We start from the raw sequence: 18368 nt of genomic DNA on the forward strand, positions 1-18368 counted from the left end.
ATCAGTCGTCGTTGGCAGCGTTGAGCTCTTCAGGACGCAAGCCCTCGTCGGTATGGCGCGGCCATGGCAAGAAATTCTTCTCGAAGGCATCGTTGCTGAAATAGTCGAGCGCGCGGTGTGCCTCGGCGCCGTTGAAAGCGGCCTTGTCCATCAGATGCGCGATGACCTCGCGGGCTTGCGCGAGCTTTTGCCTGAGTTGGGCGACGGTTTGGTCTGCCATGCTTGTTTGCTCCCGCCTGTGCTGTCTGAAGTAAGGTAGCGCGTTCCGCATTCTTATCTAGATAGGTAGCGCGTTCCGCGCTGGCGGCAAACAGGATGCTTTTTCTCGACTCTTTCGCCGTTTCGTGCCAATCCCCGCGTCATGGCGCTTGACATCAAGATATGCGGATTGAAGACCGACAAGGCGTTGGCCGCGGCATTGGCCGGCGGCGCCAGCCATGTCGGCTTTATTTTCTTTGCCAAAAGCCCGCGCTTTGTCGAGCCGGCGGAAGCCGGCCGCTTGCGCGAAGCGGCAATCGGCAAGGCCAAGGCGGTTGCCGTAACGGTCGACGCCGGCGATGCGTTTTTGGATGAAATCGTCGAAAAAATGCGCCCGGACATGCTGCAGCTGCATGGATCGGAGACGCCGGAGCGGGTGGCCAAGATCAAGGCCCGCTATGGCCTGCCGGTGATGAAGGCGCTGCCGGTCAGCGAAACTGCCGACCTGGAGCGGATAAGACCCCTCGTCGGCATTGCCGACCGTTTCCTGTTCGACGCCAAGCCGCCGAAGGGTTCGGAACTGCCGGGCGGCAACGGCATTGCCTTCGACTGGCGCCTTCTGGCCGGCCTTGACGCAGGCGTCGATTACATGCTTTCCGGTGGACTCAACGCCGCCAATATCGGCGATGCCCTTCGGCTTGCCAACCCGCCCGGACTAGACATTTCCTCGGGCGTGGAAAGCGCACCGGGCGTCAAGGATCCGGCGCTGATCGAACAGTTTTTCCGGGCCGTCAGGGCAGCACGCGACAACCGCGCCGCCTGACCGTGCTTCAAACCACAAGCTAGGAGATCGGCGATGAACAGGCCGGCGACACCCAATTCCTTCCGCACCGGACCCGACGAGCAGGGCATGTTCGGCATCTTCGGCGGTCGTTTCGTTGCCGAAACGTTGATGCCGCTGATCCTCGACCTGGAGCGGCACTGGAACGAGGTTAAGGACGACCCGGATTTCAAGGCCGAGCTGACGGACCTTTCGACCCACTATGCCGGGCGGCCCTCGAAGCTTTATTTCGCCGAAGGCCTGACCAGACATCTTCGCGAGGTTTCCTCGGCGAAGGGCCTGGGTGGCGGCGCGAAGGTCTACTTCAAGCGCGAGGATTTGAACCACACCGGCTCGCACAAGATCAACAACTGCCTCGGCCAGATTCTGCTGGCCAAGCGCATGGGCAAGAAGCGTATCATCGCCGAGACCGGCGCCGGCCAGCATGGCGTGGCGTCGGCCACCGTTGCGGCGCGTTTCGGCTTTCCGTGTGTCGTCTACATGGGCGCTACCGACGTCGCCCGGCAAAGCCCGAACGTCTTCCGCATGAAGCTGCTCGGCGCCGAGGTGCGGCCGGTGACCGCCGGCCACGGCACGCTCAAGGACGCCATGAACGAAGCTCTCCGGGATTGGGTGACCAATGTCGAGGACACCTATTACCTGATCGGCACCGCCGCCGGCCCGCACCCCTATCCGGAGCTGGTGCGCGACTTCCAGTCGGTGATCGGCACCGAGGCGCGCGCCCAGATCCTGGAGCAGGAAGGCCGGCTGCCGGACACGATCATAGCCGCCGTCGGCGGCGGCTCGAACGCCATCGGCTTGTTCCATCCCTTCCTCGACGACAAAGAGGTTCGCATCATCGGCATCGAGGCCGGCGGCCGCGGCCTCGAGGGCATCGAGCATTGCGCCTCGATGAGCGCCGGCGCGCCCGGCGTGCTGCACGGCAACCGCACCTACCTCCTGCAGAACGCCGACGGGCAGATCATGGACGGGCATTCGATCTCGGCCGGCCTCGATTATCCGGGCGTCGGACCGGAGCATTCCTGGCTGCGCGACAGTGGCCGCGTCGACTATGTGCCGATCCTCGATGACGAGGCGCTGGAGGCGTTCCAGCTGACGACACGTGTCGAAGGCATCATCCCGGCGCTCGAATCCGCCCATGCCATCGCGCATGCCGTGAAGATCGTACCCGCCATGGACAAGGACCAGATCGTCATCGTCAATTTGTCCGGCCGCGGCGACAAGGACGTGCATACGGTGGCCAATATGCTGGGCATGGAGATCTGATCATGACCACCCGCATCGACCGCCGCATGGCCAAGCTGAAGGCCGAGGGCCGCCCGGCGCTCGTCACCTATTTCATGAGCGGCGACCCGGACTACGACACCGCCTTGTCGATCATGAAGGCACTGCCCAAGGCAGGCGCCGACATCATCGAAATGGGCATGCCGTTTTCCGATCCGATGGCTGACGGCCCGGCGATCCAGGCCGCCGGCCTGCGCGCGCTGAAAGGCGGCCAGACCCTGGTCAAGACGTTGAAGATGGCGTCGGAATTCCGTGCCGCCGACAATGAAACGCCGATCGTATTGATGGGCTACTACAATCCGATCTACATCCACGGCGTCGACCGCTTTCTCAGGGATGCGCTGGCCAGCGGCATAGACGGGCTGATCGTCGTCGACCTGCCGCCGGAGATGGACGAGGAATTGTGCATTCCGGCGCTCAAGGCCGGCATCAATTTCATCCGGCTGGCGACGCCGACCACCGACGACAAGCGCCTGCCCAAGGTGCTGCAGAACACCTCCGGCTTCGTTTATTACGTGTCGATGACCGGCATCACCGGCTCGGCACTTGCCGACACCGGCAAGGTGGCGGCGGCGGTCACGCGCATCAAGGGGCATACCGACCTGCCGGTCTGCGTCGGCTTCGGCGTAAAGACCGCCGAGCAGGCACGCATCATCGGGGCGTCGGCCGACGGCGTCGTCGTCGGCACCGCGATCGTCAATGCGGTCGCCAATGTTCTGGGGCCGAAGGGCGAAAAGACCGCCGATCCGGCCGAGGCGGTCGCCACGCTGGTCAGCGGGCTTTCGCAAGGCGTGCGTACCGCTCGCCTTGCTGCCGCCGAATAGTCTTGATCTTCTGGTTGACCATGATCTCCACCGAAAACCGGTTGCCCCTTTTTGAGACCATGGTCTAACTCTTCGTCAGGACAGGAGCCGAAGCGATGAACTGGATCACCAACTACGTTCGCCCGAAGATCAATTCGATGCTCGGCCGACGCACCGACATGCCTGAGAACCTCTGGATCAAGGATCCGGAGACCGGCGAGATGGTCTTCCACAAGGACCTGGAGCAGAACCAGTTCGTCATCCCGTCCTCCGGCCATCACATGAAGATCTCGGCCAAGGAGCGGCTGAGATTCTTCTTCGACGACGGCAAGTACGAGATGCTCGAAAACCCCAAGGTGGTGCAGGATCCACTGAAATTCCGCGACGAGAAGCGCTACACCGACCGGCTGAAAGAGGCCAAGACCAAGACCGGGCTGGAGGACGCCATCATCAATGCGCTGGGGACCGTCGAGGGCCTGCCGGTGGTGGTGACCGTGCAGGACTTCGCCTTCATGGGCGGCTCGCTCGGCATGGCAGCCGGCGATGCCATCGTTCGTGGCTTTGAGGTCGCTGTGCAACGCAAGCGGCCGCTGATCCTGTTTGCGGCCTCCGGCGGCGCCCGCATGCAGGAAGGCATCCTGTCGCTGATGCAATTGCCGAGAACCACGATCGGCGTCGATCGGCTGAAGGAAGCCGGTCTTCCCTATATTGTCGTCCTGACCAACCCGACCACCGGCGGCGTCACCGCCTCTTACGCCATGCTGGGCGACGTGCACATCGCCGAGCCCGGCGCGCTGATCGGTTTTGCCGGGCCGCGCGTCATCGAGCAGACCATCAGGGAAAAACTGCCCGACGGCTTCCAGCGCGCCGAGTATCTGATGGAGCACGGCATGGTCGACATGGTGGTGTCGCGGCTGGAGATGCGCCAGACGATCGCGCGGCTCCTGAAAATGCTGCTCAAGCTGCCGGAAGAAGAAAAGCCGCTGGAACCGGAAATTCTGCCGCCGGTGGCGCTCCCGGCGGAAGCACGCCCGCAAGCCTGACGCGACATCCGTCGTCGCGAACCGCGATTGCGCGCCATCTGTGGCGCTGTAGCATCTTGATTCGCGCATGATCCTTTCCGAAAATCGATTTCGATTTTCGGGGTCATGCGCTAGGATTCTCCCATGACCACGCTTGCCGCCGACCGCGAAATCGAAAGCCTGATGTCGCTTCATCCGAAGGGCTTCGATCTTTCGCTCGACCGCATTTCGCGGCTGCTGGGGCGGCTGGGCAATCCGCAGGATCATCTGCCGCCGGTCATCCACATCGCCGGCACCAACGGCAAGGGCTCCTGCGCCGCGTTTTCGCGGGCGCTGCTGGAAGCATCCGGCCACCGCGTCCATGTCCACACATCGCCGCATCTGGTGAACTGGCATGAGCGCTACCGGCTGGCCGCCGACGGCGGCGGCAGGCTGGTCGAGGATAAGGTCTTCGCCGACGCCATCGCCCGCGTCGCCAAAGCCAATGAAGGCCAGAAGATCACCGTCTTCGAAATCCTCACCGCCGTCACCTTCCTGCTGTTTTCCGAATATCCGGCAGATGCCGTCATCATCGAGGTCGGCCTTGGCGGCCGCTTCGATGCCACCAATGTCATCAGCGAGCCGGCGGTGTCGGTGATCATGCCGGTCTCGCTCGACCACGAATCCTTTCTCGGCGACCGTGTCGAACTGATCGCCGCCGAAAAAGCCGGCATCATCAAGGGCGGTTGCCCGGTGGTCATCGGCGCGCAGGAAAGCGAAACGGCGCTGCAGGTGCTTATCGAAACCGCCGAGCGGCTCGACTGTCCCGCCTTCGTCTATGGCCAGGATTTCCTCGCCTTCGAGGAAAACGGCCGGATGGTCTATCAGGACGAAGACGGGCTGATGGACCTGTCGCCGCCGCGGCTGCCAGGGCGCCACCAGTTCGCCAACGCGGCGGCGGCGATTGCGGCGGTCAAGGCGGCGGGCTTCGAGATCAGCCATCGCGTTGCCGACAAGGCGATGGCCAATGTCACCTGGCCGGGGCGGATGCAGAAATTGCCGCAAGGCAGGTTGACGGAACTGGCGCCGAAGGGCGCCGACATCTGGCTCGACGGCGGCCACAATCCGGGCGCCGGCGTGGTCGTCGCCGAAGCACTTGCCGAGCAGGAGGAAAAGAACCCGCGGCCGCTGTTCCTGATTTCCGGCATGATCAACACCAAAGACCAGAGCGGCTATTTCAGCGCCTTCAAGGGGCTGGTGCGGCATGTCTACACGGTGCCGGTGAGCCTCAGCGAGGCCAGCGTGCCGAATGACGAACTGGCGATCCGCGCCGTCGAGGCCGGCCTGTCGGCCGAACCGGTGAGCTCCGTCGCCAATGCCCTGATGCTGCTGCGCGACACATGGGACGGACCGCCGCCGCGCATCCTGATCAGCGGCTCGCTCTATCTGGCCGGCGCGGTGCTGGCCGAAAACGGCACACCGCCGACCTGATCTATCCTGCCGGACCTCCGGTACCAAGAGGCCAGAACAATTCCAGGAAAAGTGTGTCGCGGTTTCCGTCCGGAATTGCGTAAAACAAATACTTAGAGCGGTTCGGTGGTTCTATCGAAAGCTGAACGCTCTCGAACGCGGGAGCGATTGCCAAGTCATTGCGCTTCTCTCGACAGTCTGCCTTCGTCGTTGATCGGCGCGAGCCGCCACGGAGGATCATCGCCATTTCCATAGAACGAGGTTGAGATCCGTCTCGACAGCGCCGGCCGCAAAGCTGCGAACAAGCATGGCTGGATAGCCCTTCGCGATCAATCGGCGCGTCAAAGCCTGCGTTCTTGATTCTCCGCTTGCCTGCATCTGATCCCGCCATGCGCTGTCGGCAAGATGTTGCGAGGGCCTGCTCCCGCGTTACTTCAGCTCGATCTCGATGAAGGCATACTCGCCCTCATTGGCATTGATGACGTCATGCTCCACGCCCTCCTTGCGGAAATAGGGCGCCCCCTTCTTCATTTCGGCGAAGGATTCGCCGTCCTTGGTCAGGAGCTTGAGCTTGCCGTCCATCAGCGGCACGATCACGTAATCATGGCCATGACGATGCCAGCCGGTGTTGTCGCCCGGCGCGAAGCGGTATTCGGTGACGATAACGCGCTCATTGTCGATGAAGACGGTGGCCTTGGCGGATCCGGTCATGTCGTTCTCCTGCTTTAAGCCAGACAAGAACATGGGGCCGCAAGTGGCGAGTGCCAGGGCGGACCAGCGCATGACCCAGAAAATCGGATTCGATTTCCGGGAGGGTCGGATCAGGCGAGATTGCCGTTGATCCAGTGCGACAGCGCCGTCTTCGGTGCGGCGCCGACCTTCATGTCGGCCATTTCGCCGCCCTTGAAAATCATCAGCGTCGGGATCGAGCGCACGCCGAACTGCGCCGCAAGCTCGGGATTCTCGTCAATGTTGAGCTTGGCGATCTTGACCTTGCTGCCGAGTTCAATGGCAATGTCTTCCAGCGCCGGCGCGATCATCTTGCAGGGGCCGCACCACTCCGCCCAGAAATCGACGACGACCGGCTCCTTGGCGTCAAGCACATCGGTCTGGAAATTGCTCTTGTCGACCTTGACGGTGGCCATGCGAAAATCCTTTCGTGAGTTATTGTCGCACCAAATGTGGTGGTGATCGCGCCCTTCTTCAAGCAGCTGTTGTGTCACGCTCCCGTGAGTCGGGCAAGAGCGTCGTCCATGACCGCCGGCGGCAGCTCGATCAATCGCGGCGCTTCAGTGAACAGCAGCGCCGCCGAGACCTCATGCTCGGGATAAAGCGGCTGGAGCAGCGCGCGATAGAGCGCGAGTTGCAGGACATAGGCCGATGGAACGTCCGCCAAGGCTGCAGGCGCCGGCCTATTGGTCTTGTAGTCGACGATCGACACCCTGCCTGGCGTGACCGCCAGCCGGTCGATCTTGCCGGAGATCGAGCGCAGCTTGCCCTTGACCTCGAGGCTGCCCATGACCGCGACTTCAGCGCGTGAATTGGGCGCAAACAGCTGATCGAAACGGCTGTCGGCGAGAATCGTCGCCACCGAGGCCAAGGCCTTGTCGCGCTCGGTTTCTGGCCACTGCGCGCCGGCGCGCTTGAGATAGCGTTCCGCGGCATCGCGGCGTTCGGCCTCCGCAATGCCCGGCAGCATCTGCAGCAACTTGTGCAGCGCGAATCCGCGCATCACGGCAAAGCCAGGCTCCGCCTCGGTGTCCAGCACCGGCGAGCCGGTGTCGATCACCGCTTGCTTGGCCTCGTCGATCAGCGCCGAGGCGCCGGACGGCGACAGCGGCCGCGGCAGATCCTCGAAGGGAGGCAAAGGCTGGAACAGGCTCTTCGGCAACGGCTCGAACTGTGTCGTCTGCCGCGCCTCTTCGGCAGCCGCATGTCCGACCGGCGGCAATTTTGTCACGTGAAACCGATGCACGGTCTCGCCGGTGGCGGGGTGCTGCCGCTCAGCACTTTCGGGGGCGCCGACCAGCGCGCGGCTGACGATCGAATGCCAGGTGCCGGCGTTTGGTGCCCGCTTGCCGTGATAGCCGCAGACGATCAGCCGGTCCTCGGCCCGGGTCATGCCGACATAGAGCAGCCGGCGGTATTCGTCGTCTGCCAGCTCGCGAGCGCGGACCGAAGCGGCCCGCGAAAATCCATTGGCGACATCGCTGGCCGAGCGCCAGAGATAGCCCTTGCCGTCCCAATGGTCGCCCGAGCCTTCGAACGGCATCAGTCGCGGCAGATGCTGGTCGCTGAACGGGGCGGAACCGCCATCGACCAGGAACACGACAGGCGCCTCCAGGCCCTTGGCGGCATGCACGGTCATGACGCGAACCTCGTCGCGGGTCTGGTCCATTTCACGCTTGATCTCGGGGCCGGCATTTTCCAGCGTCGACAGGAAGGATTCCAGTCCCGGCAGGCCGGTCCGTTCCTCGGCTAGGCAGAAGCTCAGGAACTCGTCGAGAATGTCGCCGGCCTCCGGCCCGAGCCGCGCGATCATCTTCTTGCGCAGGCCGTCGCGGGCGAGAGCCCCGGCATAGAATTCGAACACCGGCTTGAATGCGGCTTCATCGGACCAAGTCTCGAGTTGGGCAGCGATTGCGGCCAAGGCAGCGCTTTCACCGGCATGCTGCCTGAGCGAGGCGATCAACGAGAGGCCGGACGGCCGCTCGCCGGCAAGCGCGAAAAGCGTCTCTTCCGAAACATCGAAAATCGGGCTGCGCAGCACGGCTGCAAGCGACAGATCGTCCTCAGGCTGGACGAGAAAGTGGCCGAGTGCGATCAGGTCCTTTACCGCAATATGGCCGGGCAGGCTGAGCCGGTCGGCGCCGGCGACAGGGATGTCGCGGCGCTTCAGTGCGCGCGTCAGCGCATGGACGAAGCGATCGCGCTTGCGCACCAGCACCAGCACGTCGCCTGGCCGAAGCTTCTTGCCGCGGCCTTCGATGATTTCGCCGGCGCCGATCCAGCCGGCAATGGTCGCCGCGACGTTTTCGGCAACACGCACCGCCGGCGCATGGGCGTGGTCGACGGCTTGCGTCCAGTCGTCGGGCTCGTCAACGACGTCGGCACCGATCGACGGCCAGACCTCGACATAGCCCGGCGCATCGGTGCGGATCGCCTTGTGGTTCAGCGGGTCGGGATCGTGGCTGATGCCGCGCCGCACGACCGGGTCGGCAAAGACACGGTCCACCGCCGCAAGCACGTCGTCGGTCGAGCGGAACGACCAGGTCAGCTTGAGATCGGCGAAGGCCGCGTTGGCGTCGCGCACCTTTCCGGCAAACAGCAGCCTTGAGTCGGCGAAGGAGTCGGGCGCCGCACCTTGAAAGGAATAGATCGACTGTTTTTCGTCGCCGACGGCAAAGACCGTGCGGTGAACCGTGTCGCGCGCGCCGAGCCCTGCAAAGAATTCCTCGGCCAGCCGCTTCACCACCTCCCATTGGTCGGGACTGGTGTCCTGCGCCTCGTCGAGCAGGATATGGTCGATGCCTTGGTCGAGCTTGTATTGAACCCATGGACCGGCATCGGGCCGCGCCAGGAGATTGACCGTTCGGGTGATGAGGTCGTTGAAGTCGAGGAAGCCGCGCGCGCGCTTCAAATGCTCGTAGCGGGTGATCAGCCAGTCGGCGATGGTCAGCGCGGCACATGTGCCCTCGACCATCCTGAACAAGGCCAGCCGGTCGGAGATTTCGAGGATGGCATCGGCCGCCGAGAGATAGCGCTCGGCAAGATTCGGCAATCGGTCGAGCAACGCCTTCTTGAACGTCTTTGCCGGCTCATAAGGCTCGCCATCCGCCCGCAGGAAGGCTTTTGCCAGCAATTGCAGCCGGCGAACCGGATTATCCTCGGCGAAGGCTAGATGGGCGTAGGGCAGCAAATTGTTCAGCACGATGCGGGCATCGGCGGCTTCGGCAGCGCGGGCAAAGGTGACGAAATAGTCCGGCAGGAAGCCCGGCAGCGGCCAGACGGACGCCGCCAGGCCTTCGGCGGTCTGGCCGGCGCGAAACCTAAACTCGTCGAACAGCGCCCGGAAGCTATCACCGCCGGCAGCGCTGATGAAGGCGCGCAAGCCGTCGCGCTTGCGCACAATCTCGGCCAGCAAGGCGTCGAGCCCATGTTCGCCGCCGCGTTCCAGAATGGTGGCCAAAGCCTCGGCCAGCCCCGCATCGCCGGCGGCAGTGCCCGAGATCATGTCGCGGCGGGCGGCGGCGAAGAGCGACGCCTCCATCTGCGGATCAAGCATTTCGAAATGGGCCGGTATGTTGGCCTCCAGCGGAAACTGGTGCAGCACCGATTCGCAGAAGGCGTGGATGGTCTGGATCTTCAGCCCGCCCGGCGTCTCGAGCGCCTCGGCGAACAGCCGGCGCGCGCGGCGCATGGTTTCGCGATCGGCCTGGCGACCGTCCAGCGCTTCAACCCTTGCCGCCAGTTCGACGTCGCCAAGTGCCGTCCATTCCGACAGCGTCGAAAACACCCGGTTCGACATATTGGCGGCTGCGGCGCGGGTGTAGGTCAGGCACAGGATCTTCGACGGATCGGTGCCGCGCAGCAAGAGCCGGATGACCCGCTGGGCCAGCACATGGGTCTTGCCGGATCCGGCATTGGCCGAAACCCAGGCGGAATTTTGCGGGTCGGAGGCGCTGGCCTGGCTGGCGGCGGTATCGGTCGGGATTGGATAGGCCTTCTTCATGCCTCCCCTCCCTCGTCGTCGGCGTCGCCGCCGGCGGACCATTCGAGCACGCGGGCGAGATGATCGTAGTCGCCATCGGTCTCGCCCTCGCGGAACGGCAGCGCGCGCGACAGATAGCCTGTCGTCGGGTCGGCATAGTGGATCAGCAGTTTTTCGAGCCGTGCCCAGGCCTCCTCGGCGAGATCGGCGGCGGTTCGCGGCTTGCGGTTGTATTCGAGGATGGATTCCTCGAACACCTCGCCGTTCGGTTTCAGCCTGATGAAGGCTAGCTGCGACGGCTCGCGCGCACCGAGTCCCTTGAAGGCTCCGCGTCTGAGCAGCGCGCCTTCGAGCGCCAATTGCGGCGAAAGCAGCGTATGGGCCTGCGCCTTGGATGGCGAGGAGCCGGTCTTGTAGTCCAGGATGTCGGCCATGCCGCCGGCCAGGAGATCGACACGATCGGCGTAGCCGGACAGCGTCACGCCCGACTGGCCGACGCCGGTTTTCTCGGCGCGCTCTTCGGCATGTCGCATTGTCACGGCGAAGGCGCGGCCGCGTTCCCATTCGATGATGCCGGCGGCGAGCTTTTCGAAGCGCGGCCACCACACCGCCTCGACATCGGGAGGAAGGGCCGCCTCGGCAAAGCATGCGCGGCCGGCAGCGATGAGACCGTCCGCCGCCTCCGGCACAAGCGGATCGGCCACGGTGCGCGAAAAAAGATGCAGGATGGCGTGAAACAGCGTGCCGCGTTCGGCAGCGCCCGGATCGCGGATGACAGGATCGAGCGGCATCAGGCCGAGGATCCGCCTGGCATAGACCGCATAAGGGTCGCGGCGCAGCGTCTCGATCTCGGTGACCGAGAAATGTTGCGGCCGCACAGCCTGCGGCGGCTTCGGCTGCGGTCGCGGCGCGAAATCTCTCCTTTCGCCGGCATCGAGCGCACGGGCCCAGGACAGAAATTCATCACCACGCCGACGAAGCACCGCCGCGTGGTCCTTACCTATGAACGTCAGGAGGCGCTGCAGCCAGCGCGATGGCACCGCCGGCGCGTCGCCGGAGCGGGCGGAGCGCGCCAACACCACTTTCTTCGCTCCCATCGCCATCTGGAAGTCATGGGCAGCCAGGCCGATGCGCCGTTCGGGCGGTTCGAGATCGATGCCGGTCTTCATCAGTCGCGACATGAAGCGGTCGCCCTCCGGCTTGCGCGGCCATACGCCTTCGTTAAGCCCGCCGACGACCAGCGTGTCGACGCTCTGCAACCGGCCTTCCAGCGCACCCCAGATGGCGATGTTCCTGTCGGTCCCTTGAGCCGGCTTGACGGTTTCGGGCGCGATTAGCGCCTCCATCACGTCGGGCCATTCGTCCGCCGCGAAGGAGAGCGACGCCGAGGCGGCGATCAGCCCGCGCAAGAGCTCGGCGAGCTTTTCGCCGGCATCGCCGGCATAGAGCTCGCTTAGGCTGCCATCCGCGGTGCGGCCAAGACTTTCGAGCGCGACGACGCTGGCCCGGGTCAATTCGGCAAGACCGGCTTCGGCTTGACTGCGAAAGGCGGTCAGCGGCGCCAGAGCATCGGCAAGGCGAACGAGCAATTCGCGGGCGCGCTCGATGTTTCGCACAGTCAGGCGGGAAAACCAGAAGGGCGGCCGGGTGCTGCCCAGGCCGGTGAGGCGGGCCTCGAATAGCGCCGGCAGCGAGGCGACGTCGGGGCGGCCGGTGCCGCCGCGCAGCGCCACCAGTTCGACGATCTCCGCCGCGTGACGGGCGCTTGTGCGTTTCAGGCCGAGGCCAAGCAGCGGGTGCTTGAGCAGCGACAGCAGAGCGACCGGGTCGCCGGGCCGGAACGCGGCCTGAAGCGCCAGCCTGAGCAGGCCGGCGGCTGGCGTGTTGATGAGCGGGGTGCCGCCCGAATCGTCGGCGACGACACCAAACCGCAAAAGCTCGACTGAGACACGCCGCGCCAAAGCGCGGTCGCCGGTGACGAGTGCGGCGCGCTGGCCGGGCTGTTCGACGGCGCGTTTGAGCGCGACGGCGATAGCCACCGCTTCGTCGCGCTCGCCGGCGGCTTCGAGTAGCGTCACGTCGGCGAAGGCCTCGGTGATATCGCCGGCCGTAAAGCGGGCGCGCGTCTCGGCCCACAGCTCGGTGGTCTCGGCCGGCCGCAGCGCCTCGCCGACAAGTGCGGCGCGCAGCGCGAGCGGCCTTTCGGCAACGGCGATCTCCCCGACATCGCCGCGTAGCACGCCGATCTTGCCGATCAGTTTTGCCAGGCCGTATTGCGGGTGGCCAAGCAAGGCCGGCCGGGCGCCAGGTGCGGCGATCGCCGCGAAAGACGGCTCATCCAGCATCAGGTCGAGGCCGGGCAGCACGACGGCGCCGCTGGGCAGGCCGGCGATCACGGCAAGCAGTTCGGCGGTGGCGGGAATGGAACCCGTGGAGCCGGCGGCGATCACCGGTCCGGCCGGCGGATTGCGCTTCAGCCGTGCTGCTTCCAGCCTTATCAGCGCATTGCGATGCGCGGCCGGGTTGGAGCGGTTGCGTTCTTCGAGGAGATTCGGCCAGTTTTCGGTGACGATGCTCAGGAAGTCGAGCGTCACTTGCCACCAGCCGGCGAGGTTGCCGGTCACCAGATCGGCGAGCTTGGTCCAGTCCGTACCTTCCGTCTCGATCTCGTCCATCAGCCGGGCCAGATCGCGCGCCAGCCAGATGGCGTCGGCGGCGGAGGCCGGCACGACGATCTCCTCGTCGAAAAGTGCCGCGACATGCGCCGGCAGGCGGCGTTTCCAGGCGCGAACCAGCGGCGCCAGCAGCAGCAGCCGCTCGATTGCGGCGATCGGCGGCGCGAGGTCAATGGCGGCCGATGCGTCGGCCTCGAACGCGGCCTCGTCCTCGTCGAACTCGCCGAGCGGGCGGATCACCGGCAGGATCGCCGAGCGGCTGCCCAGACGGTCGACGAAAACGCCGCGCAGCGCCCGCGCGGCGCGGCGCGTCGGCACGTAGATGGTGGCGTCGGCCAGCGCCAGCGGGTCGCCGTCGAAGCGGAAACCGGGAACGAGCCGCCCTGACAGCAGGGCCTTGGCCAGCGTCGGCAGAAACGGCGCTCCGGGCGGGATCGAGAAAACGCGGCGGGAGCCGCTCATTTCAACTCAGTGATGGCGCTGGTCAACTCAGTGGTGGCGCTGGTCAACTCGGTAAAAGCGCTGGGTGACTCAGCAAGAGCGGCGGCGACGGCCGCTTCCGCAAGCGGAATGGCGTCGGGCGTGCCAACTGTGATCCAATGGCCCTGCATCACCATGCCGAACAGGCGACCGGCAGAGATGGCCGCATCGAAATAGGCGTTAAGCGAATGCGGCCCGGCCGGCGCATCCTTGAAAAGCCTGGGATGGACGATCGCCGTACCGGCATAGATCAGGCCTGTCGGGTCGCCTTTCGAACGCCGCAAGGCGCCGTCCGGCGACATCAGGAAATCGGTGCCGCCGCTGTGTCCGGTTGCTGATTGGGGATCCGCGAGCATCAACAGAATATCCATTTTCGCCGCGTCCCACGCAAGGGCGAGGCGGGCAAGGTTGGGCACGCCGCTGTCGATCCAGAAGGTGTCGGCGTTGACGATGTAAAAGGGAGCCCCTCCCAGTTCCGGCAAAGCATGGACGATGCCGCCGGCGGAATCGAGCAGTCTTTCGCTTTCATCGGAAATGACGACTTTCGGGGCGCGGCGCGCGGCGACGTGGGCGACGATCTGTTCGGGAAAATGATGGACGTTGACCATGGCCTTTTCCACGCCGGCGTGGGCCAGGCTGTCCAGGCTCCAGTCGAGCAATGTCTTGCCTGATATCTTGACCAGCGGTTTTGGGATTGTGTCGGTGATTGGCCGCATGCGCTTTCCCAGCCCGGCGGCAAGCACCATTGCGATCTTGGGGCGTGCCGTCATAGCGACCGGTCCTCCAGTAGGCCGTGGGCTGTATAGAAATCCCGCAGGGCAGCCAGTGCCGGATGCGCCAGCGCCCGCCGAAGATAGTCGCGAATGCGCGGCAGGTGCTTAAGATAATAAGGCTTGCCGTCGCGCTTTTCGAGCCGGACGAAAATGCCGAGAATCTTCGAATTGCGCTGCGCCGCCATGATCGCATAGGTTTCGACGAATTCGTCTTCGTTAAAAGCGCCGGCCTTATGGCGCGCGGCGATATAGGCATCGAGCGTCCGCTTCTCGATCTCAGGCGGGATCGTAACGCGGGCATCCATGGCAAGCGAGGCGAGGTCGTAGGCGGACGGGCCGATCAGCGCGTCCTGGACATCGACGATGCCGAGCCGATCGTGACCGGTACGCTCGCCGCGCCAGATGATGTTCGGCGAATGAAAGTCGCGCAGCATAAGCGTGTATTCGCGCCCTTCCAGCCGGTTGAGGACCGCATTCCATTCCCTGTTATAGCCGGCGCGCAAGGCATCGCTTGCCAGGCCGCCTGATATCGCCGGCACATACCAGTCGACCAGCAATTCGGCTTCGATCATCATGGCGTCGCGGTCGAAAGGCGGCACGTCGTGAAAGACGCCGGGCGCGACCTCGATGCGATCGGGCCATGCCTTGCCATGCATCATGGCGAGCAGTTCGGCCGCCGCCGCGTAGCGCTCCGCCACCGGCTGACCCTGCTGGCCGAGAAATCCCTCCGAGCCGAGATGCTCGAGCAGAAGAAAGCCCTGGTCCAGGTCCTGGGCGTGGACCTCCGGGGCGCTGACGCCACCGGCCCGCAGCGCCCGGTCAATGGCGACGAAGGCCGAGACCGATTGCGCGGTGTGGGCGATCACAGCATAGGGCCTGCCGTCGCGGACCGGCGGCCCGAGCACCAGCCGCGGCGAGTTCATCAGCACGCGGGGCGGCAGGCCGGCCAGCGAGACGATCTCATAGGAACGGGCCGAGGCGTCGCCGATAAAATACCGTCTCTGCGCTTCACCCCAGCCGGCTCTTTCCAGAAAATCGCGCATGGCCAGCGATCGCGCCGCACGCTCGAAGGCAGCGCCTTGTCCCGACAATCTCGCCAGGCGTCCGTCGTTCTGATGGACGAGTTCGATCAGCACCGAAGTCTTTGGCAAATAGGCCTCTGCCTGTTCCGGCCATTCGACCAGGGCAGCGCCTTGCGCCAGCGCCTCGTCAAAACCCAGTTCGTCCAGTTCGGATGCCGAGGACAGGCGATAGAGGTCGAAATGATGGACGGGAATACGCGCCTCATAGCTCTGGACGAGCGTGAAGGTCGGGCTCGGCACGTCGAGACCGGCATCGTCGGTCATTGCCCTGATCAGCGCCCGCGCCAAACTCGACTTGCCGGCGCCGAGATCGCCTTTGAGCGCCAGCACGTCGCTGGGGCGCAGCGACATGGCAAGATCCTCGCCCAGCCTTGCGGTCGCAGCCTCGTCGGCGAGAAAACGCTCCAGCACCACGCCTGCCATCGAGCGCGCTACTCGGCCGCCGCGCGGATGCCGGACGGCGTGTCGGGAAAGGCACAAATGACGGTTGTGCCCATGTCCTTGCCGGTCTCGATGCGGACGCTGCCACCATGCAACTCGACAAAGCTCTTGACGATCGACAGGCCGAGCCCGGCGCCGCGCCGGCGGCCGCCATTGGTGCGCGGTTCGAAACGCCGGAACACCGAATCGAGCAGGTCCGGCGGCATACCGGGACCGTCGTCGTGAACGGAGAATTCCACGCCTTCGGCGAGCGAGCGGCAGGCGAGCGTGATGGTGCTCGCCTCCGGAGCGTAGTTCGCGGCATTGCTCAGCAGATTGTAGAGGATCTGGCGGATGCGGATTTCGTCTCCGTGGAACGTCTTCGGCGCAGTGGCCGCATCGACCTTGAGCCTGATTGCATGCTCCTCCAGCCGTTCGGAGACAAGCTCGGCAGCGGCAGCGATGGTCCGATCGACGTGAACTTCGGAGATATCGAGCTCCATGATCCCGGCATCCACGGTCGCCAGGTCGAGGATGTCGTTGACGATGGTGAGCAGAACCGAGGAAGACGAGCTGACATGCTCAACATATTCGCGCTGCTTCTGGCTCAATGGCCCGGTCGACGGCAGCGAAAGAAGCTCGGTGAAGCCGATGATGTTGGTCAGCGGCGAGCGCAATTCGTAGGAGACGTGCTGCACGAACTCGTTCTTGAGCTGGTCGGATTTTTCCAGCGCCTCGTTCTTGTCCTTCAGCGCACGCTCGACATTGACGCTGTCGGTGACGTCGACGAAGGTCATCATCACCTGCCCGTTGGGCAGCGGGATCATCGCGTAGCGCAGCACGGTGCCGTTGTTCAGCTCGGTCTGGCCGTGGCGGTCGCGGCGCTCATCGTCGAAACCGGTGATGGCGGCAACGAACCCGCGCCAGGGGCTGTCGGCGGCGCGCCGGTCGCACAGATCGCGGATCGTGGAGACGTGAACGTTTGGCTTGGCGGCGTCGGCGTCCAGCCCCCAAAGTGCTGCGAATGCCGGGTTCGACAATCTCAGCCTTCCATCCGGGCCGAACACGGCCACGCCTTCGGCAAGATTGTCGAGCGTCTCGCCCTGAACCCGCACTGCGGTCTGGTAGCGGCTTTCGAGGTCCATCTTCTCGGTCAGGTTCTCGAACACCCAGGTCACGCCGCCCTTAGGCTGCGGATTGGCGACGACGCGGATGGTCTTGCCGTCCGGCAGATGCCACCAATGTTCCTGCGACTCGACCGCGCGATAGGCGCCAAGCAGGCTTTCCTTCCAGCGCCGCCATTCGGGCTGCTCGGCGATCTTGCCTTCGCTGCGCAGCCGGTCGAGCAACAAAGCGTTGTCGGGAGCGCTGTGCAGGAAGCCGCTGTCGAGACCCCATAGTTTCTGGAACGCCTGGTTGAAAAACCGCAGCTTTTCGTCGGTATCGAAAATCGCCACGGCGGTGTTGAGCTGATCGAGCGTGTCGGCGTGGCTCCGCACGGTCCGCTCATATTCGTTACGGATGGTTTCGATGGCGCTGGTGTCGCAGGCAAGACCCGCCGAACCGTCCGCGCCGGCGAAGTCGGTCACGGCGAACATGCGGCGGTCGCCTTCGATCACAGTGGAAAGCGCCTGCTCGAAGACGGGATGCGACTTGTGCTGTGCAGCGATCGCATCGCGCGCCTGGCTACCCAAGAATTCCTTCGCATCGCGAACCGCCGCTTCGGCGTTTTCCGCCTCGACCGCCTTGGCATAGGCGCGGTTGACCCATTTCAGCCGCCCGTTCGCCGTGCGCAGCCATGCTGGCATGCTGAGTGCGTTGAGCAGGCCGAGCATCGTGTCATAGTCGGCGGCGAGACGCTGGTTCTCGATTTTCAGCCTGGCCTCGCTTCGCTGCGTTTCTGAAAGCGAGACGAAACGGACGACCACGTGTGCTGCGCCCTTGCGCCCGTGCACTTCGAGCGGCGCACCGGCCTGCGATTCAAGGACGAGATCGAAAGGCTTCGCCTTTTCCCGCAGTCCCGCCACGGCATTTTCGAGCGCCGCCGCCGAGCGCGGCATCAGCCAACGGCCGAAGGCGAGGAAGGCGGCACGGTCTTCCGGGGCGCCGCTTTCAACCGGCAATGTCCCGACGAGCTCGGGCTTCTTGTTTTCCGAGGCCCAAACGACCACACGCTGGCCGCGCAGGTTGAGCAGCGCCTCGGAGCGTTGCAGCGCAGCGTTGACGTCGGCCAAGCGGGCTCTGAGTTCGATATTCTGCGCCGAGGTGCGCGCTCGTTCGCGGATCAGGAAAATGGCTGAGACAAGTGCCGCGCCCATGACGCCGACAAACATCGCGAGTTGCATGACCTCGACGGTGCTGACCGACAGCCCGGCTTTGGACGCAGCAGCGGGTCCAGCATGTGCCGAAAGGCCAAGCAGCGGACCGGCGAGCGCGGAAGAAGCAAGCAATTTTCCGACGCGGCTGCCAGCGCGCCATAAGAGGCTCCCGCCTCTGGCAGCGGGACCCGTGGTCACCGAATCGTTGTGGCCGCCGGAAACGGCCTGTCCCGCGCAAGGCGGGTAATCCCCCGGCATGTCCTGGTCCTCTTCGCCGCCTGAATGCAAGACCGCCCTGATGCGGGCGTCGGC

General features: G+C 64.7%; 13 protein-coding genes and 1 pseudogene. 5 read left to right on the forward strand and 9 right to left on the reverse strand.

The window, feature by feature from the left end; genetic code table 11:
• Position 1: 1 nt before the first annotated feature.
• Positions 2-220 (reverse strand): hypothetical protein, encoded by a 219-nt coding sequence (locus tag ACWUKX_RS18435; RefSeq protein ID WP_065011512.1) that lies wholly within the window; start codon positions 218-220, stop codon positions 2-4.
• Positions 221-361: 141 nt separating this feature from the next.
• On the opposite strand from ACWUKX_RS18435, the gene ACWUKX_RS18440 reads away from it, so the two are divergent.
• The 5 genes from ACWUKX_RS18440 to ACWUKX_RS18460 all read left to right on the forward strand — a co-directional run bounded on the left by ACWUKX_RS18440 (position 362) and on the right by ACWUKX_RS18460 (position 5618).
• Positions 362-1021 carry a phosphoribosylanthranilate isomerase gene (locus ACWUKX_RS18440; RefSeq protein ID WP_456008294.1) on the forward strand — a complete coding sequence of 220 codons (660 nt, stop codon included), beginning with the start codon at positions 362-364 and terminating at the stop codon, positions 1019-1021.
• Positions 1022-1054: 33 nt separating this feature from the next.
• Positions 1055-2305, forward strand: a complete 1251-nt coding sequence (gene trpB, locus ACWUKX_RS18445; RefSeq protein WP_456008296.1) for a tryptophan synthase subunit beta — start codon at positions 1055-1057, stop codon at positions 2303-2305.
• A 2-nt stretch (positions 2306-2307) separates the two neighbouring features.
• On the forward strand, positions 2308-3147 hold the full coding sequence (trpA, locus tag ACWUKX_RS18450; RefSeq protein WP_127208923.1) for a tryptophan synthase subunit alpha: 840 nt from the start codon (positions 2308-2310) through the stop codon (positions 3145-3147).
• A gap of 95 nt (positions 3148-3242) precedes the next feature.
• Entirely contained in the window at positions 3243-4169 is a 927-nt protein-coding gene (accD, locus tag ACWUKX_RS18455; RefSeq protein ID WP_455839684.1) for an acetyl-CoA carboxylase, carboxyltransferase subunit beta, read from the forward strand.
• A 123-nt stretch (positions 4170-4292) separates the two neighbouring features.
• Complete coding sequence (locus tag ACWUKX_RS18460; RefSeq protein WP_456008297.1) at positions 4293-5618, forward strand: bifunctional folylpolyglutamate synthase/dihydrofolate synthase; 1326 nt, start codon at positions 4293-4295, stop codon at positions 5616-5618.
• 155 nt (positions 5619-5773) lie between these two features.
• Here ACWUKX_RS18460 and ACWUKX_RS18465 read toward each other — a convergent pair.
• The 8 genes and pseudogenes from ACWUKX_RS18465 to ACWUKX_RS18500 all read right to left on the reverse strand — a co-directional run.
• Positions 5774-6002, reverse strand: a pseudogene (locus tag ACWUKX_RS18465) (RES domain-containing protein); the annotation flags it as partial.
• Positions 6003-6026: 24 nt separating this feature from the next.
• On the reverse strand, positions 6027-6308 hold the full coding sequence (locus ACWUKX_RS18470; RefSeq protein ID WP_065011517.1) for a cupin domain-containing protein: 282 nt from the start codon (positions 6306-6308) through the stop codon (positions 6027-6029).
• 110 nt (positions 6309-6418) lie between these two features.
• Positions 6419-6742 carry a thioredoxin gene (gene trxA, locus ACWUKX_RS18475; RefSeq protein WP_027152031.1) on the reverse strand — a complete coding sequence of 108 codons (324 nt, stop codon included), beginning with the start codon at positions 6740-6742 and terminating at the stop codon, positions 6419-6421.
• Between the two features lie 74 nt (positions 6743-6816).
• Positions 6817-10329, reverse strand: coding sequence for a double-strand break repair helicase AddA (gene addA, locus ACWUKX_RS18480; RefSeq protein WP_456008298.1), 3513 nt, complete (start codon positions 10327-10329; stop codon positions 6817-6819).
• Entirely contained in the window at positions 10326-13445 is a 3120-nt protein-coding gene (gene addB, locus ACWUKX_RS18485; protein ID WP_456008299.1) for a double-strand break repair protein AddB, read from the reverse strand. The genes addA and addB overlap by 4 nt, the downstream gene beginning before the upstream one ends.
• On the reverse strand, positions 13442-14233 hold the full coding sequence (locus ACWUKX_RS18490; RefSeq protein WP_456008300.1) for a nucleotidyltransferase family protein: 792 nt from the start codon (positions 14231-14233) through the stop codon (positions 13442-13444). The genes addB and ACWUKX_RS18490 overlap by 4 nt, the downstream gene beginning before the upstream one ends.
• A complete protein-coding gene (gene tsaE / locus ACWUKX_RS18495; protein WP_456008301.1) occupies positions 14230-15741 on the reverse strand; it encodes a tRNA (adenosine(37)-N6)-threonylcarbamoyltransferase complex ATPase subunit type 1 TsaE in 1512 nt (503 codons plus the stop codon). Before tsaE ends, ACWUKX_RS18490 begins: the two co-directional genes overlap by 4 nt.
• A gap of 8 nt (positions 15742-15749) precedes the next feature.
• Complete coding sequence (locus ACWUKX_RS18500) at positions 15750-18314, reverse strand: ATP-binding protein (protein ID WP_456008302.1); 2565 nt, start codon at positions 18312-18314, stop codon at positions 15750-15752.
• Positions 18315-18368: the final 54 nt, after the last annotated feature.

This window comes from Mesorhizobium sp. f-mel, from assembly GCF_053850215.1.

Bases quoted from the DNA above. Each gene is read 5' to 3' on its own strand.
- ACWUKX_RS18435 (WP_065011512.1), bottom strand. From the start codon at position 220: ATGGCAGACCAAACCGTCGCCCAACTCAGGCAAAAGCTCGCGCAAGCC.
- ACWUKX_RS18440 (WP_456008294.1), top strand. From the start codon at position 362: ATGGCGCTTGACATCAAGATATGCGGATTGAAGACCGACAAGGCGTTG.
- trpB (WP_456008296.1), top strand. From the start codon at position 1,055: ATGAACAGGCCGGCGACACCCAATTCCTTCCGCACCGGACCCGACGAG.
- trpA (WP_127208923.1), top strand. From the start codon at position 2,308: ATGACCACCCGCATCGACCGCCGCATGGCCAAGCTGAAGGCCGAGGGC.
- accD (WP_455839684.1), top strand. From the start codon at position 3,243: ATGAACTGGATCACCAACTACGTTCGCCCGAAGATCAATTCGATGCTC.
- ACWUKX_RS18460 (WP_456008297.1), top strand. From the start codon at position 4,293: ATGACCACGCTTGCCGCCGACCGCGAAATCGAAAGCCTGATGTCGCTT.
- ACWUKX_RS18470 (WP_065011517.1), bottom strand. From the start codon at position 6,308: ATGACCGGATCCGCCAAGGCCACCGTCTTCATCGACAATGAGCGCGTT.
- trxA (WP_027152031.1), bottom strand. From the start codon at position 6,742: ATGGCCACCGTCAAGGTCGACAAGAGCAATTTCCAGACCGATGTGCTT.
- addA (WP_456008298.1), bottom strand. From the start codon at position 10,329: ATGAAGAAGGCCTATCCAATCCCGACCGATACCGCCGCCAGCCAGGCC.
- addB (WP_456008299.1), bottom strand. From the start codon at position 13,445: ATGAGCGGCTCCCGCCGCGTTTTCTCGATCCCGCCCGGAGCGCCGTTT.
- ACWUKX_RS18490 (WP_456008300.1), bottom strand. From the start codon at position 14,233: ATGACGGCACGCCCCAAGATCGCAATGGTGCTTGCCGCCGGGCTGGGA.
- tsaE (WP_456008301.1), bottom strand. From the start codon at position 15,741: ATGGCAGGCGTGGTGCTGGAGCGTTTTCTCGCCGACGAGGCTGCGACC.
- ACWUKX_RS18500 (WP_456008302.1), bottom strand. From the start codon at position 18,314: ATGCCGGGGGATTACCCGCCTTGCGCGGGACAGGCCGTTTCCGGCGGC.